The sequence below is a fragment of the Paraeggerthella hongkongensis genome, assembly GCF_003726035.1.
Lineage (GTDB): Bacteria > Actinomycetota > Coriobacteriia > Coriobacteriales > Eggerthellaceae > Paraeggerthella > Paraeggerthella hongkongensis.
The window spans coordinates 17,044-30,966 of the sequence record NZ_QICD01000032.1 but is presented as its reverse complement, the minus strand read 5'-3'; the positions used below and the strand labels follow the sequence as shown (position 1 = coordinate 30,966).

Below are 13,923 nucleotides of genomic sequence, written 5' to 3'. Positions count from 1 at the left end.
GATTGCAGTCGGGCCCTTGAAATCAATATCTTGTGGGTGTGCACTGCTAGGCAGAATCACTGTGCCGATGCTGCGGAATGCCGTACCGATGGTCTGGAACGATGTACCGATACGGGCGTAATAACCAACTTGTAGATGGATTGAAACTAATGACGAACGAAGCAAGAAATTCTTTGATAAGGTTAGTAGTTGCAATAGTCGCAAAATTTGCTACTATTGCAACATGATGAAAAGCAAAAGCAACATATCCGCCATAGAAGAGCTTGCAGCGTCCGAAGACGGTGTGTTCACCGCCGCTCAGGCGCGGGTGTTCGGGATTCCGCGTTACGCGCTGTCCTACGCCGAGAAAGCGGGGAGGGTCGAGCGGGTCGCCCATGGCGCCTACCGGCTTGCCTCTTCCATCGACGACGGTCTCGATGGGCTGCGCGCCGCGTACAAGCTCACCGCTCCCGAGAAATGGACCCACGAGCGCATGCGGTCCTTCGACGGCTTCGCTGCCTCCGGCGCCACGGCGGCGTACATCCACGGAATAGGCGACTTTCATCCCGACCCGTATGAGATCGCCGCCCCGCGCCGGTTCAACAGCCGCATGGGCGGCGTGCGATTCCCGGTCAGGCCCCTCTCCGAAGCCGATATCGTCTGGAAATCGGATGTCCCCGTCATGCGCGTGGAAGCGACGATCGCAAGCCTTGCGGAAGGCAACGAGGACGCCTCCCTCGTCGCCGACGCTTTCGCGGAGGCAGTCAGGAAGTACGGGGCGACCGACATGGACATACGGAAGCTTCGCAATCGGCTCGGATCGAAGCGCTACGACGAGCTGCTCCGTGCTGCGGGAATCGCGCCGTATGGCGAAGCCGAGCTTGTTGAAACGGACGGTGCGGGGCATGTCGCGCTCATCGAAAAGAAGGGGAGCTGATGGTCGGATACTCGTCGCCGAGGGCATTAGAGATGGCCGTCAAGGAGGCGGCAAGGCGTTCGCCCATGGATACGAACCGGGCCATAGCGGGGTTCTACTTCCACAGGCTGCTCTGCAGGGTGTTCTCTGATCTGGACTCGCCGTTCGTTCTCAAAGGGGGCCTCGGCGTGCTCGCCCGCACGACGGACGCGCGCTACACGCGCGATATCGACCTTACGACAAGCTCGCTCGATATAGATGCTGCCGTCGAAGAACTGAAGATTCTCGCGTCAAGGGACCTCGACGATTTCGTCTCGTTCGCATACGTCGGCTGCCACCCTATCAAAGCCGAAGACGAATATCGGGAAGGCCGCACGGTGAGCTTCGACGTATTCCTCGGGGCGAAGCGGATCCGAACCGTTTCGGTGGACCTCGTGACAGACGAGATCGACTGCGGCGAGCCCGATCGGATTTCGCCTGCGGATCGCGTCGAGTTGGCCGGCATCGCGTCGTGCGACTACCTCGTGTATCCTGCGGAGCGGGCCATCGCCGACAAGGTGTGCGGCATCGTGGAGCGCCACGGGGACAGGCCGTCCTCCCGCGTGAAAGACCTCGTTGACATCGTGGTATACGCCCGAAACGTCGCGTTCGATTACGAAGCGCTGAGCTCAGTCTTGGAAAAGGAGATTTCAGCGCGAAAGCTGGCGTTGCGTCGAGTATTCGGCGTGCCGTTGGAGTGGGGCGATGCCCAGGCTCGCCAGTACAGGAAACTGGCCGAACAGGCAGGGATACCTGACCGCTTCCATGACGTCAGCAACGCCGAGGCGCTGGCCAAGGAGCTGATCGAGCCGTGCCTATCAGGACGGATGGGTTTGCATGTTTGGAACACAGAGGCGCTGGCTTGGGAGTAGCTTGCCAAAGTGAGGCGCGACAGCTGGGATCCGACAGGGTGGCGGCCCGCGCCTCGGAGAAAGCACGAGCCGCATCGTCGAATTTTTCAACGGTCTCCAGCTCGGTTGCTACTTGGTCTCCATCCTCTCTGCCTCCGCCAGCATCAGCCTCAGCTCCTCTACGGTGAAGGCGGGCTTCTCAGGCGCGTTCGAGAGCTTTTCCTCGATTGGTTCGGGCACGAGGCCGTCCAGGTCGAACGCTCCTTCGATCTTGCTTACCGCTGACATCTTCGCCTCGGGGTCGACGTCGGCGTAGATCTCCAGCGTCATAGCCACGCTCGAATGGCCGAGGTAGCTCGCTACTGTTCGTACGTCCACGCCCGACCCGATCATGAACGTGGCAAAGGTGTGCCTCAGGTCGTAGAAAGTGCAGTCGAACCCTTCCATCTTGCAGAACGCCGCAAAGTCCTTCCCCAGCTGCGTAGGGTTGTAGGGTCGGCTGTCGACGCCGATCGTGCCCAGCATGTAGGGGTCGCCGAACCTGATGCCGAGCGACTTGCAGACGCGCATCTTCTCCTCTTTCACCGCGCTCAGCGCGCGGAAGGTGAAATCCGTGAGCGGAATGGTGCGCTTGCTACCTGGTGTCTTCGGCTCTTTCTCGTAGAAGCCGCCTTCGGCGTTGCCGAGCGCGCGACTGACGGTGATCGTCCTGTCGTCTCCGAGGTCAGACCACCTGAGCGCGCATACCTCGCCGCGGCGCATGCCTGTGGTCAAGGCGAGCTCGATCGCGAGGCCAAGAGGAGTCTGCAGGGCGCACCTGGCGATCCTCAACATCCGCGTGCGGTCCTCGCGGGAGAGCGCGTTGATGGGCGTCTTCACGCGCTTGGGCGGTTTACAGAAGTTGCAGGGGTTCTTGATGATGAGGTCTTGGGCGATGGCGAAGTTGAGTGCCTGCTTGAGCAATCGGAAGGCCTTTGACACCGTCTTGGGAGCGTATCCGTCGGCGCTCATGCCTGCCATCCACTTGGACACCATGGGGATGGTCAGATCGCAGAGGCGCTCGGCTCCCAGGTACTTGCCGATCCATCCGATCTCGCAGCGATAGCCTCTGACGGTCGACGGCTCTACGGTGCCAGAGGTCTCCTTGTAAACTACGAAGCTCTCCATGAACTGTTTAACGGTGATGCCGCTGTCGATGGCGCCGCCCTTGAGTTCGAGTTTCATGATGAGTTCGTCTCTGGCTCGCTCCGCAGCTCGCTTGGTCTTGCCCTCCACGGTGTGAAACGTCCTAATCGACTCATTGGTGAACGGATCTCTGTGGGTGAGCGTGCATTCCCACTTGTCGGTGTCGCCCCTTCTGCGGAGGCCTCGGCTGGTGTATCGCATGACTTCTCTCCTAACTTTTCCACAGCTTTTCTAACCGCCATTTTGACCGACAAGCCAACCGACAAATTGCCGACAAGGCAAAGTTGGAGCTGCTGAACAATTTGGAGTTATTGATCATGATGAAGAGAAAAATGCAGGTCAAAAGACTACATGTGATTCTCCTGATCGTCCTGATTACAGTGAATAAGCACCCTTATTCGCTCATAACCCGGAGGCCGTAGGTTCAAATCCTGCCCCCGCGACCATGAAATTGCAGGTCAGAAGTTAAAACTTCTGACCTTTTCTTTTGCCTATAACCCACCGAATACCCTATGGCTCCTGCCGACATCCTTCGTGAGATGCCCACCGATTCCTCGATTGCCGAGCTGTACCGAGCAGTTGAAGATGCAAACGCTAAAGACCGAACTATCGCCCAATGGGGCACCGCAGTCCAAGGGAGCGACCTTCATTCAAGCGGGCCATACAGAATTGACTAAGATTAGCCCGCAGACACACTTTCTGCCTACAACCCGCACGCAAAAAAGACCCCTGAAATCAGGGGCCTCGCAATTCAAATGGTGCGGGCGAGAGGACTTGAACCTCCATGGGGTTGCCCCCATACGGACCTGAACCGTACGCGTCTGCCAATTCCGCCACGCCCGCACAAATCGTGCTTCTTCCGAAGCGGTTGACTATGTTACCGGATTGGTCCTGCAAACGCAAGAAGAAATTTGGCAAGATTTCGCCAACAGGAAAACGGAGCTCCTAGGCGACGAAGAACTCTTCCGCGACGACCATTGCCGCCTCGCTGCGGAGCATTGCCGAATCCCGCGTAAACTCAACAGGGACCGCGCCCGACACGGCGGACGAAGCCTAACGGAACGACAGACGAAAAGCCTTTGCTGCACCGACGCGCCGTCGCAAGAACCGCTGCGCTCCACCAACGCGAACCTCTTCTGCACTCGCGAAGAAAACGTCCCGCCCCTTCTGCGCAAACCGCCGCGATCGTACGCTCACCTGATTCTCGCCGGGCGCAGCACCCGCTTCCGCTCATCACGGTCATTGTGCTAAACTCGCTACTCAGAAAAGCCTTCATCAGCAACACCAGACGGTCCCGCCCCCCAAGGAGCAGCGACCCTCGGCCCGAAGGGAATCGGCAGCCATGCATACCGTCTTGATCGCAAGCAATCGCGAAAGCGACCACGAGGAACTGGGGAAACGCCTCGCGGATACATGCACCGTCCTGAAGGCAACCACCACTTCCGAGGCTTTCTTTCTCATCCGGAACCATCAAGCGGGAATATCGGCGATCATCGCAGATCCGCAGCTGCCCAACCTTACGAAAATCACCGCGCCCGACGACTTCGAAGGGCCCAGCATCACTGACGGCGTTCCGTTCTTCCTCATCCTCGATGCCGTAAACGATGACGCCCAGTCCGAAAGAATATTCCATGCGCTCGACATCGTAATCCGCCCCTTCAGCCCGTATGCGCACCGCCGCATCGTCCACGCCATAGAAGCGGATCAGACCCAACGAGAATTGGAGTCGAACCCCTCCGAGGAGCAAAAGGCAAAAGAGGAGTACCGTCGCTTTCTCAAGCGCATGCCCGGAGGCTTGTTCCGCTATCGCGCGGACGGCGCCGAAGAATTCGGATCCCTCAGCACAGGGCTGCTCGAAATGACCGGATACGAAAGCGAGGCTGAATTCAGGGAGGCGACCGGCAATTCGTTCAGGGGGTTCGTTCACCCCGACGACCTCGAGGCGGTCGAGCAATCCATAACCGAGCAAATACGGCACGGCGACACCGACGTCGTCACCTATCGCATCACGAAAAAGGACGGCAGCGTACGCTGGATAGAGGACTGGGGCCGGCTTGTGGTGGACGAGCGCGGCATCCGATGGTTCTATGTGGCGACGCTCGACATCACCGACAAGATCGCGTATCAGGAAGAACTCGAAACGAGCAACGAACGCCTTACCATCTTGGCGGAACTCAACAACGACGTGGTGTTCGATGCAAATTGCGCAGCCAAGAGGACCGAGGTGTTCGGCGACTTCGAAAAACGCTTCGGGCGACCGATAACCTCGGACGATTTCAACAAGCTTGGCTCGCGAGGCCCGGCATGCCAAATGGACCACGGGGAGTTCGAGATCAACCAGCACGCATGCACGCGGCACGCAACGGAGCGCGTCGATGTGGATGTGGCATTGCCGGACGCCGACGGCAATCTTCTGTGGTGCCGCTATCAATCCGTCGTACTGCGCGGTCAAGACGGCGAGGCGCAGCGTCATGTAGGACGCTTGCTGGACACGCACTCCATGATGGTGCAGCAACAGGAATACCGCAAGCTGGCCGAACACGACGACCTGACCGAAGCGGTTTCCCGACGGACGGCAATCGAGCGCATCAGGCAACACTGCCAATCGGGAAGCACCCCATGCGCGCTGCTGTTCATCGACGTAGACGATTTCAAAGACGTGAACGATCGATACGGGCACCCCACCGGTGACCTCGTCCTCGTACATGTAGCCTCGTTCCTGAAAAGCATCGTAGGGCCCGAAGACATCGTCGCACGGTTCGGCGGGGACGAGTTCGCCGTATTCGTCTCGCACGCACAAAGCAAAGCGCAGCTCGATCAGCTGGCCGAACGCATCGAGCGAGACGCCTTCAAAGATTTCGAAAGCGGCACGGTGGAAAACCCGCAGGACACGCTTTCCCTTACGGTGGGCACGGCATGCTCCTATGAATCCTCGGCAGGCGGATGCGACTTGTTCGACGACCTGTACCGCCAAGCCGACAGCAACCTCTACCAAGCGAAACGACTCAACAAAGAGCAGCCGTAGGCAAAGCAGGAAGCCAACTTGCCCTACGTCTGGGAACCGTTAGAGCCAGGCGCGTTGCGCACGGCCTTCCATGCAGCGCAAGCCGGAGCCAGCAAAAGCACCGTCGTGCCCGCAAGGATTGCCAGGTCAGCCGGGCTGCCCGTCACGTACGCGGGCTGACCTCCCGTCATCAGCATCAACGGCCCCAAATACACCAGGTCGAACACCGCATGAACACCCACCAGACCCCACAAACCGCACCCCTTCAAATACCATGCGGCCATGAAGAACCCGAACAAGCCCGCTTGCAGGGGCTTGAGGATCGCCTGCGTCCAAGCAACGGCCCCGTCCAGGGCTTCAGCTTCGCCGAACGACGCGTGCAGCATCCCGAACAGGATGGCCGAAGCGACGGCCACCCGCAAGGCCCCCAGCCGCGGAACAAACGCCTCAAGCGCAAGAACGCGAAACACGCCTTCTTCGAACACGCCAACCATCAGGCACGACGAAAGCACCAACACGACGCGAACGACCGTAGCGCCCGAAAGCGAAACGTCTGCGGGACGAAAGCCCGCCAGCCACCACAACGCCGCGCCCGCAACCATCCCCACGCCAAGAACGAACGGCGCCCAACCGCCAAGCGAGGTCCTGGTCACGCGCGCGCGGCGAAAGGCGGTCGGCTTGCCAAAGGCCACGCCGCCACCCGCAATGGCAGCCAGCGCCGCGCTTTGAAGCACGGACTCCGCAAGCGTATCGGCGGGAAGAACCTGGAAGCAAAGCACCGAAAGCGCCAGGGCGACCGCAAACGACGGCAATGCTTTGCCGCTCGCCTTCAAGCCCCTTGACCTGTTCGAACCGCTCGAACCCATCCCCGGCAACACCCCTAATCGCCTCGCCGAATTTCGACCTTCGTCCTTGAACCGCCCGTTCGCCACAGTATACTGGAGCACCATGAACGCATCGCTCAACACACCCGGCGAAAAAGGGCCCTTCGGCGTTTCCTCCTTCGCCCTGAAAATCGTGGCCATCGTGGGCATGACGCTCAACCACGCCTGCTACATATTCTATCCCTACCTGCCCGCGGAGGCGCTTTGCCTGCTGTTCGGCTTCGGGGGACTCACGTTTCCCATCATGGCATTTCTGCTGGTAGAGGGTTACCGCTTAACGTCGAACGTGGCTCGATATGCCCGACGGCTGCTCCTGTTCGCCCTGATATCCCAAATACCGTACGGCCTGTTCTTGGCACACGACCTCAACGCGCTGTTCACGCTGCTTATCGGGCTCGCCATGCTGTACCTGTACGACCACATGAAGAACCGCGCCGGGTTCTGGATTTCCGCCGCGGCGCTCACGGTCGTGAGCGCCGTATGCGACTGGGGGATCCTGGGGCCCGTCATGATCCTCGTCATGCGCGCAGTGCCCGACCGACGCGAGCGCATCGCATACGCAGTGATCCTGCCCGTTTTGGGCAACGGCCTGCCCGCGCTCTCGCGCTACTTGGAAGGCTTCGACCCCGCCCTGCTTCCATTCGCGCTGTACCCTTTGCTGGGATGCTCCGCCACCATCCCCTTGCTGCTCGCGTACAACGGCAAGCGCGGCCGTCCCCTGAAATGGTTCTTCTACGCATACTACCCTGCGCATATCTTGCTATTGGGCTTGGCGAAAGGCATGCTGCTCAACGATTGGACGATGGGCTTCTAAGCTACTTCCAATCAGCTCCCAGCACCACCAGGAAATCAGCGTTGATGATGTACGAGCCGTCGTTGGCCATGGCCTTGCCCACGCCGAGCGCATCGACGATCTCCTGCGCACGGTCGGCCTTCCCGCCTTTTTCGTACACGACGAGCGTTTGCGGGTAGTCGAAGCTGTCCGCATTGCCCGACTCCACCCGATACCCCAGCTCTTCGATGCGCGCCGAGGCCTGCGATCCCGCCCCGGCAATGCCGTTGCCATTGCGCACGGCAACGGTGCCCGAGCGCTTGTTCGAAGCGCCGCCGCCGCTCAAGTCGCCGTTCTCATTGACCAGCTGACCGCTGCCGGTGCTGGCCAGGATCGTGCCGGACACCTGATCCACGACATCGCCTTCAGTGGGAGGAAGCCCCTGCTCAACGCGCGCCATCATGGCTTTCCATTGCTCGACGTTGTTTATTTCGTACCACACGCCGTCGATGTAGCTCGACGTGGTGGGCTCCATGCCGGAATATAGGTCCGTAGCCGGATCCAAACCCTGCATGGCCTGGGCGATGCCGATGATGTCGGTGATCTCGAGATCGGTGGTCACGTACTGGGAAAGCGCCTGCACCGTGCTCGCCATCGTGGCCACATCGGCAGCAAGAATCTTCTTGGCGATAGCGGCCAGCACCAAGCGCTGGTTCGCGGCGCGATACGAGTCCCCGTCGCCGAACTCGTCGTACGCATGCCGCGAGCGGCACAGGATCAAAGCCTGATCCCCGCTAAGCGTCTGCACGCCGGCATCCAAATGACCGCCCGCGTCTTCGTCGTCGATCTCCATGGGCACGTCCACTTCCACGCCGCCAAGAGCGTCCACCACGTCCTTGAAGCCGTCGAAGTTGATCTCGGCATAATGGGAGATGGGAACGCCCGCCAGCTTGGAAACCGTCTCCACCGAAAGCGCCGCGCCGCCGATGGCATGGGCTGCGTTCAGCTTGTTCTGGCCGTATTCGCCCATATCGACCAAGGTATCTCGATGAATCGAAACCATGGTCGCCTTTTTGTCCACGGGGTCGATCCGGGCAAGGATGATGCTGTCGCTGCGAAACTGATCCCCGGCGTATTCCTGGGAAGCCTCGCGGTCGTTCGATCCGTCGGTGCCCATGAGCAGCACGTAGAACGGCTCCTTCGCCAAGTCGGTCTTGACCAAAGCGGCGCGCAGCTTGGCGTCAACGCCTGCGTGCAAGTTGCCGGACAAAATGCCATAGTACGCAAACGCCGCACCGGCCCCGCCCAGCACGAGCACGCCCACCACCGCAAGAGCGATCACCAGCTTGCTGGGTCGCTTCCGCTTTGAAGAGCGCGGCGCGTCAGCGCCGTTGCGCGACAATCGAGTACGAGGCGTAGGAGAAGACGAGGATTGAACGCTCGGTCGCTTTCTTGCACCGTCGCCCGCGCCGCGCGAGGCGGCCGGTCGAGAAGCCCGGACGGAACTGGGCCGCGAAGAGCGGTTTTCTTGCGTGGGTCGAGGTGATTCCCCATGCGCGCGCGAAGGGCGCCTTTGATTGCTTCGTTGAGAGTCCATGGACGTATTGTGCCGACGAACGCGCAAGCGTGCAAGCGCACACAAACCTTTACTAGGAAAAGCCCATAGCGAATCGAGGGCGGCTCCTCAAGGAAGCCGCCCTCGCTATTCGTTAAGCGCGCACGCTCAAGCGCTTGCACAGGTATTCGTTCGCAGCTTCCTCCACCGTGTCGTCAAGCGCCGCAAGAAAGGGGGCGGAAACTCCCGCCCGCGCCGCACGACGCTCGAGAGCCCGAGTCAGCAAAGCGTCTGCCACCTGCGGATTCTTCGCCAACAGCGGACCGTGAAGGTACGTTCCCACCACATTTTTGTACAACACGCCATCCTGCTTGTCGTCGTCGTTGTTGCCATGGCCCACCGACGACACCACGCGCCCGAAAGCCTGAACTCCTGCACCAAGCCGCGTGCGACCGGCGTGGTTCTCGTACCCCACCACCGGCATCTGCGCCAAAGGCGAATCCAGCACGATGTTGTCGATCAGCCGGTCAGCGGATCCCGCCGCGCGCTCGGTGGTCATGTCGACGATGCCCAGGCCCTCGACCACCTCGTCGCCCAGCAGCCATTCCTTGCCAAGAATCTGATAGCCGCCGCAAATAGCCAGCAACACGCCGTCGTCCTCGACGAAGGCGCGCAGCTCGTCGCGCATGCGCATGAGTTCGGCGGAAGCCAAGCGCTGTTCGCGATCGGGCCCGCCGCCCAAGAACACCAAGTCGACATCCGCCAGATCAACGGACTGGCCGTGGTTCACGCGCCTAACCTCCACAGCAACGCCTCGGTCGCGAAGGCGACGCTCCAAGATGCGCACGTTGCCGCCGTCGCCATACAGATTGAGCAGGTCGGGGAACAGGTGCGCAACAACAAGCGGGGCCTCGGAATCCGACGAATCGGCAGCGGAGGCCGCCTGCGGGGCCGAGGACTCGTTCGCAACAGCAAAAGGCTCCTGCGAAACGTCGGATGCGTTCGCAGCAGCGAGCGCATCCGAAACGTCCGACGCACCCGCCGACGGCGAGGCTTCGGCAGCGGCCAGCGCATCCATGTCGGCATGAACGGGGGGAAGCGCCGTGTAGTTTGCAATAAGGTACGCTTTCACATCGGCGGATACGCCGGACAAGCGCCCGAACAAGTCGCGAGCGTCGTCTATCAGCTGCGCGTCAAGCCCGGCATACTTCAGGCGAACTTGCAGGTCGTTGCGGCGAATCCCGCCCGCGAACACCAGCAAGTCGCGCTCGGCGGCAAGCTCTTCAAAATCAATGTCCCACAGCCACGAGATGTCGCGACCGTCGCCTTCTTTATCGTTGACGAAGAACGCCACGGCCTTAGGTCCTTCGTCCTGCAAGATGATCTTGAGATTCTGGTTGAACCCGGTCGGGTTCTTTGCCAAGTTGAGCAGCGCCGATCGACCGGCGATCTCGTACGACTGCAAACGCCCGTTCTGCGGGTCGAACGCATCGATAGCCTGCTGAAGCGCGTCGTTCGAGCAGCCGAGCAGGCTTGCGGCAACGCCCACCGCCGCCAGGTTGTACACCATGTACGCGCCGCTGAACGAGGCACGCACCGAAAACGCGCCCGCGTTTGCAGCAGCACCCTGTTGGGGCTTTCCCAGCTGAAACGACAAGCCGTCCGTGCCCAAGCGCACGTCCTCGGCGGCAAAATCAAGGCTCGCGCGAGAGAACCCGCAGTTCGGACAATGAAAATCTCCCAGCTGGCCGTACTGGCGAAACGCATACTCGAACATCGACGAGCAACGCTGGCACATAGTGGCATCCGCCACGGTGTTCTGCGGCAGACCCATATCCTGCGCCACGCCGAACGCAATGGACCGGTTTTCCGCACGCTCGGCGATCATCGCGCACAACGGATCGTCGGCGTTGTAGACCAGCACCGTGTCGGGCGACGAAGCCAGCGCGCCCACGATGCTATCCTGGATGCGATCGATCTCGCCCACGCGATCCAGCTGATCGCGGAACAGGTTGAGCAAAACAACGTAGTTCGCCTTCAGATGCGGCAGGATCTTCGCTAGCCACAGCTCGTCGGTTTCGAACACGCCCCAATCGGACGGACCCGCATGCAGCAGCGCCGTAGCTACGCCCGAATCCAGGTTCGCTCCGGTCCGGTTGCACACCACGCGCTGACCCGCCTGCTCCAGCACGTCGGCAAGCAGGTTCGTGACCGTGGTCTTCCCGTTCGTGCCGACCACCGCAATCGAGCCCTTGGCCAGCTTCGGCGTCAAATCGGCGATGATGCGAGGGTCGACGTACAGCGCGATCTTTCCGGGAAAGTTGGCGGCGGGGCGATGAAACACGTTCTTCAGTCCCCACGTGGAGACGGCGCTCACGGCGCGTGCGGCGGCGAACTGCAAACCCATAAAGTGTCCTTCGTCTTGTAGTACGTGTAGTACGGCTTCAATGCGATCAGTATACCCGTTCGGTTGTCGCGCACGAACGCGCCCCGCGCCCGCAAGGCATGCCCCTCCATACAATCATCAGGTTGCGCCCGCGCGCCAACCGAAGCGCAGCATCCTCAGACAGTCTAAGAGGGAGCGTGCGCCGTGCGGAAGGAAAACCAATGGCAGACGTCGGAGGACGTCGGCGCCGTGCAACTCGCTGCCCGCCATTCGACGCATATTGATGGACAGGCCGCTGGAAAAGTGCAGCCTCGATCGCCGCTTCGGGCGTACAATAGCGCCCATGGACGCAAACCAAGTCATAGCCATCGTCATATTCGTCATCGTCATGCTGGCGATCATGACCGAAAAGCTCCACCGATCGCTCGCCGCCATCGTGGGCGCCATGGTGGTGCTCGCGCTGCACGTCATGACGTTCGACGCAGCCATGGGGCACATCGACTTCAACACGCTAGGTGTGTTGCTGGGCATGATGCTGTTTGTGTCGGTGGTGAAGCTGTCGGGCGTGTTCGAGTACCTGGCCATCAAGAGCGCGCGCATCGCACGGGGCGACCCCTGGAAGATCATGCTTTTGTTCGTCCTGCTCACGGCGGTTCTCTCCGCGTTTTTGGACAACGTGACCACCGTGCTGCTCATCGGGCCCATGACCCTGACCGTATGCCGCCTGCTCGACATCAACCCCATCCCGTTCTTCATGACCGAGATCATGGCGTCGAACATCGGCGGAACCGCCACGCTCATCGGCGACCCCCCGAACATCATGATCGGGTCGGCCGCAGGGTTCACGTTCCTCGACTTCATCATGATGGACGCCCCTGCCGTCGTAGTCATCCTGGCCGCGATTTTGATAGTGTTCTATTTCATGTACGGGCGGTCCATGAAAGTCAACGACGAAGAACGCGCCCGCGTTATGGAACTTGACGAGCGCACGTACATCAAAGACGCGCGCCTGCTCAAGCTGAGCGTTGTCATGACCGGCGTCGTGGTCGTCGGGTTTATGGCCCATGGCGCTTTGGGGCTGGAATCCAGCATCATCGCCCTCGGCGTGGCCGGCATCACCATCCTGCTCTCGCGAACAAGCATCGAGGACGCCCTCGCGCAAGTGGAGTGGACCACGCTCTCGTTCTTCGCGGGCCTGTTCGTCATCGTGGGCGCGCTGGCAGAGACCGGCGTCATCGGCATGCTGGCGAACAGCCTGGTGGACATGACCGGGGGCAACGTGTTCGTAACCATGTTGGTGCTGCTGGTGGGATCGGCGGTTATCTCCAGCTTCCTAGACAACATACCCTTCGTAGCCACCATGATCCCCATCTTGTTGACCATGGAAGCGTCGGGCATGGACGTAACGCCTTTGTGGTGGGCCGTATCCTTGGGCGCGTGCCTGGGTGGCAACGGCACCCTCATCGGCGCCAGCGCGAACGTGGTGCTGTCCGACATCAGCAAGAAATTCGGCTACGAGATCACGTTCATGAGCTTCTTCAAAACGGCCTTTCCCATCATGCTGCTCACGGTGCTGATGGCGGGCGCGTACCTGGTGCTGAGGTTCCCGGCCGCCTAGGCGAAGCAGTCGCGAATACCGCGTGAACCGACGGCAGCATGCAGCGACGTGCGCAGCACGGGCCTACGCGCGGGGCAGCTCCTTCTCGAACGCGATGCGCAGATCGCCCTGCTCGGCGCCTTCCGCCAAACGAATCTCGCCGCAATACTCGAAGCCGGCCTTTTCCAGCGCACGGCGCATCGGCGCGTTTTGCGGGTGCGTGTCAATGCGCACGGAACCCAGATTGGCACGCCGGGCAAGGCCGAACGCGTGCTGGAACATCGCGCCCGCCACGCCCCTTCCCTTGCTTTCGTCCGCCACGCACACGCGATGGAGCGCCGCATAGCGGCCATCGTCGCCGGTCAGCCACGCGCCGTCGATGACCGCATACGAAGGATCGGGGCCCTCTTTGTAGGCAAAGATTCCCTGCACCGAATCATCTTCCATCGCAAGATACGTGCAGCCGTCCGCTACGTCCTGCACCCATGTTTCGCGACAAGGATATCCGTTTTGCCACTGGTTCACGCCCAAGCCCCGAAGCTGGCGCTTCGCCTGGTCGGTTATGTCGCACATGCGATCAAGGTATTCAGCTGTTGCAACGACGAATTCCATGAACAACCTCCTGCAAACCTTCAAAACGGGCAAGCACATCGACTTCGCGTAGTATACCCGTCGTACAGTCGGGCGAGCACTTGCGAGGCCCGTGAATCCACTGCTGAACCGGGCGCAGGAATAAAAGACTTGTGCCGAAAATA

Annotated in this window: 10 protein-coding genes and 1 tRNA gene; 5 read left to right on the top strand and 6 right to left on the bottom strand. The window is 60.7% G+C overall.

Annotated elements, in window-relative coordinates:
* Positions 1-223: 223 nt before the first annotated feature.
* Complete coding sequence (locus tag DMP08_RS11115) at positions 224-916, top strand: type IV toxin-antitoxin system AbiEi family antitoxin domain-containing protein (protein ID WP_244596957.1); 693 nt, start codon at positions 224-226, stop codon at positions 914-916.
* Positions 917-981: 65 nt separating this feature from the next.
* On the top strand, positions 982-1,806 hold the full coding sequence (locus tag DMP08_RS11110) for a nucleotidyl transferase AbiEii/AbiGii toxin family protein (protein WP_244596956.1): 825 nt from the start codon (positions 982-984) through the stop codon (positions 1,804-1,806).
* 108 nt (positions 1,807-1,914) lie between these two features.
* Here the strand turns inward: DMP08_RS11110 and DMP08_RS11105 are convergent, their stop codons facing one another.
* Entirely contained in the window at positions 1,915-3,171 is a 1,257-nt protein-coding gene (locus DMP08_RS11105) for a tyrosine-type recombinase/integrase (protein WP_123192951.1), read from the bottom strand.
* A gap of 555 nt (positions 3,172-3,726) precedes the next feature.
* Positions 3,727-3,813: transfer RNA gene (locus DMP08_RS11100), tRNA-Leu, on the bottom strand.
* A gap of 499 nt (positions 3,814-4,312) precedes the next feature.
* Here DMP08_RS11100 and DMP08_RS11095 point away from each other — a divergent pair.
* Positions 4,313-5,995, top strand: a complete 1,683-nt coding sequence (locus DMP08_RS11095; protein WP_123192950.1) for a sensor domain-containing diguanylate cyclase — start codon at positions 4,313-4,315, stop codon at positions 5,993-5,995.
* Between the two features lie 23 nt (positions 5,996-6,018).
* On the opposite strand, the gene DMP08_RS11090 is transcribed toward DMP08_RS11095, so the two are convergent.
* Positions 6,019-6,807, bottom strand: a complete 789-nt coding sequence (locus DMP08_RS11090; protein ID WP_161555463.1) for a CPBP family intramembrane glutamic endopeptidase — start codon at positions 6,805-6,807, stop codon at positions 6,019-6,021.
* A gap of 115 nt (positions 6,808-6,922) precedes the next feature.
* Here DMP08_RS11090 and DMP08_RS11085 point away from each other — a divergent pair, with 115 nt between their 5' ends.
* Positions 6,923-7,672 (top strand): TraX family protein, encoded by a 750-nt coding sequence (locus tag DMP08_RS11085; RefSeq protein ID WP_123192948.1) that lies wholly within the window; start codon positions 6,923-6,925, stop codon positions 7,670-7,672.
* 1 nt (position 7,673) lies between these two features.
* Here DMP08_RS11085 and DMP08_RS11080 read toward each other — a convergent pair whose 3' ends face one another.
* Together DMP08_RS11080 and DMP08_RS11075 are read right to left on the bottom strand one after the other, a co-directional pair.
* Positions 7,674-8,972: an LCP family protein gene (locus tag DMP08_RS11080; RefSeq protein ID WP_420541196.1), complete on the bottom strand. Its 1,299-nt coding sequence runs from the start codon at positions 8,970-8,972 to the stop codon at positions 7,674-7,676.
* Between the two features lie 367 nt (positions 8,973-9,339).
* A complete protein-coding gene (locus DMP08_RS11075; protein ID WP_123192947.1) occupies positions 9,340-11,592 on the bottom strand; it encodes a MurT ligase domain-containing protein in 2,253 nt (750 codons plus the stop codon).
* Positions 11,593-11,914: 322 nt separating this feature from the next.
* Between DMP08_RS11075 and DMP08_RS11070 the strand changes: the two genes are divergently transcribed.
* Positions 11,915-13,189 (top strand): ArsB/NhaD family transporter, encoded by a 1,275-nt coding sequence (locus tag DMP08_RS11070; protein WP_123192953.1) that lies wholly within the window; start codon positions 11,915-11,917, stop codon positions 13,187-13,189.
* A gap of 63 nt (positions 13,190-13,252) precedes the next feature.
* On the opposite strand, the gene DMP08_RS11065 is transcribed toward DMP08_RS11070, so the two are convergent.
* Positions 13,253-13,780, bottom strand: a complete 528-nt coding sequence (locus tag DMP08_RS11065) for a GNAT family N-acetyltransferase (protein ID WP_161555462.1) — start codon at positions 13,778-13,780, stop codon at positions 13,253-13,255.
* Positions 13,781-13,923: the final 143 nt, after the last annotated feature.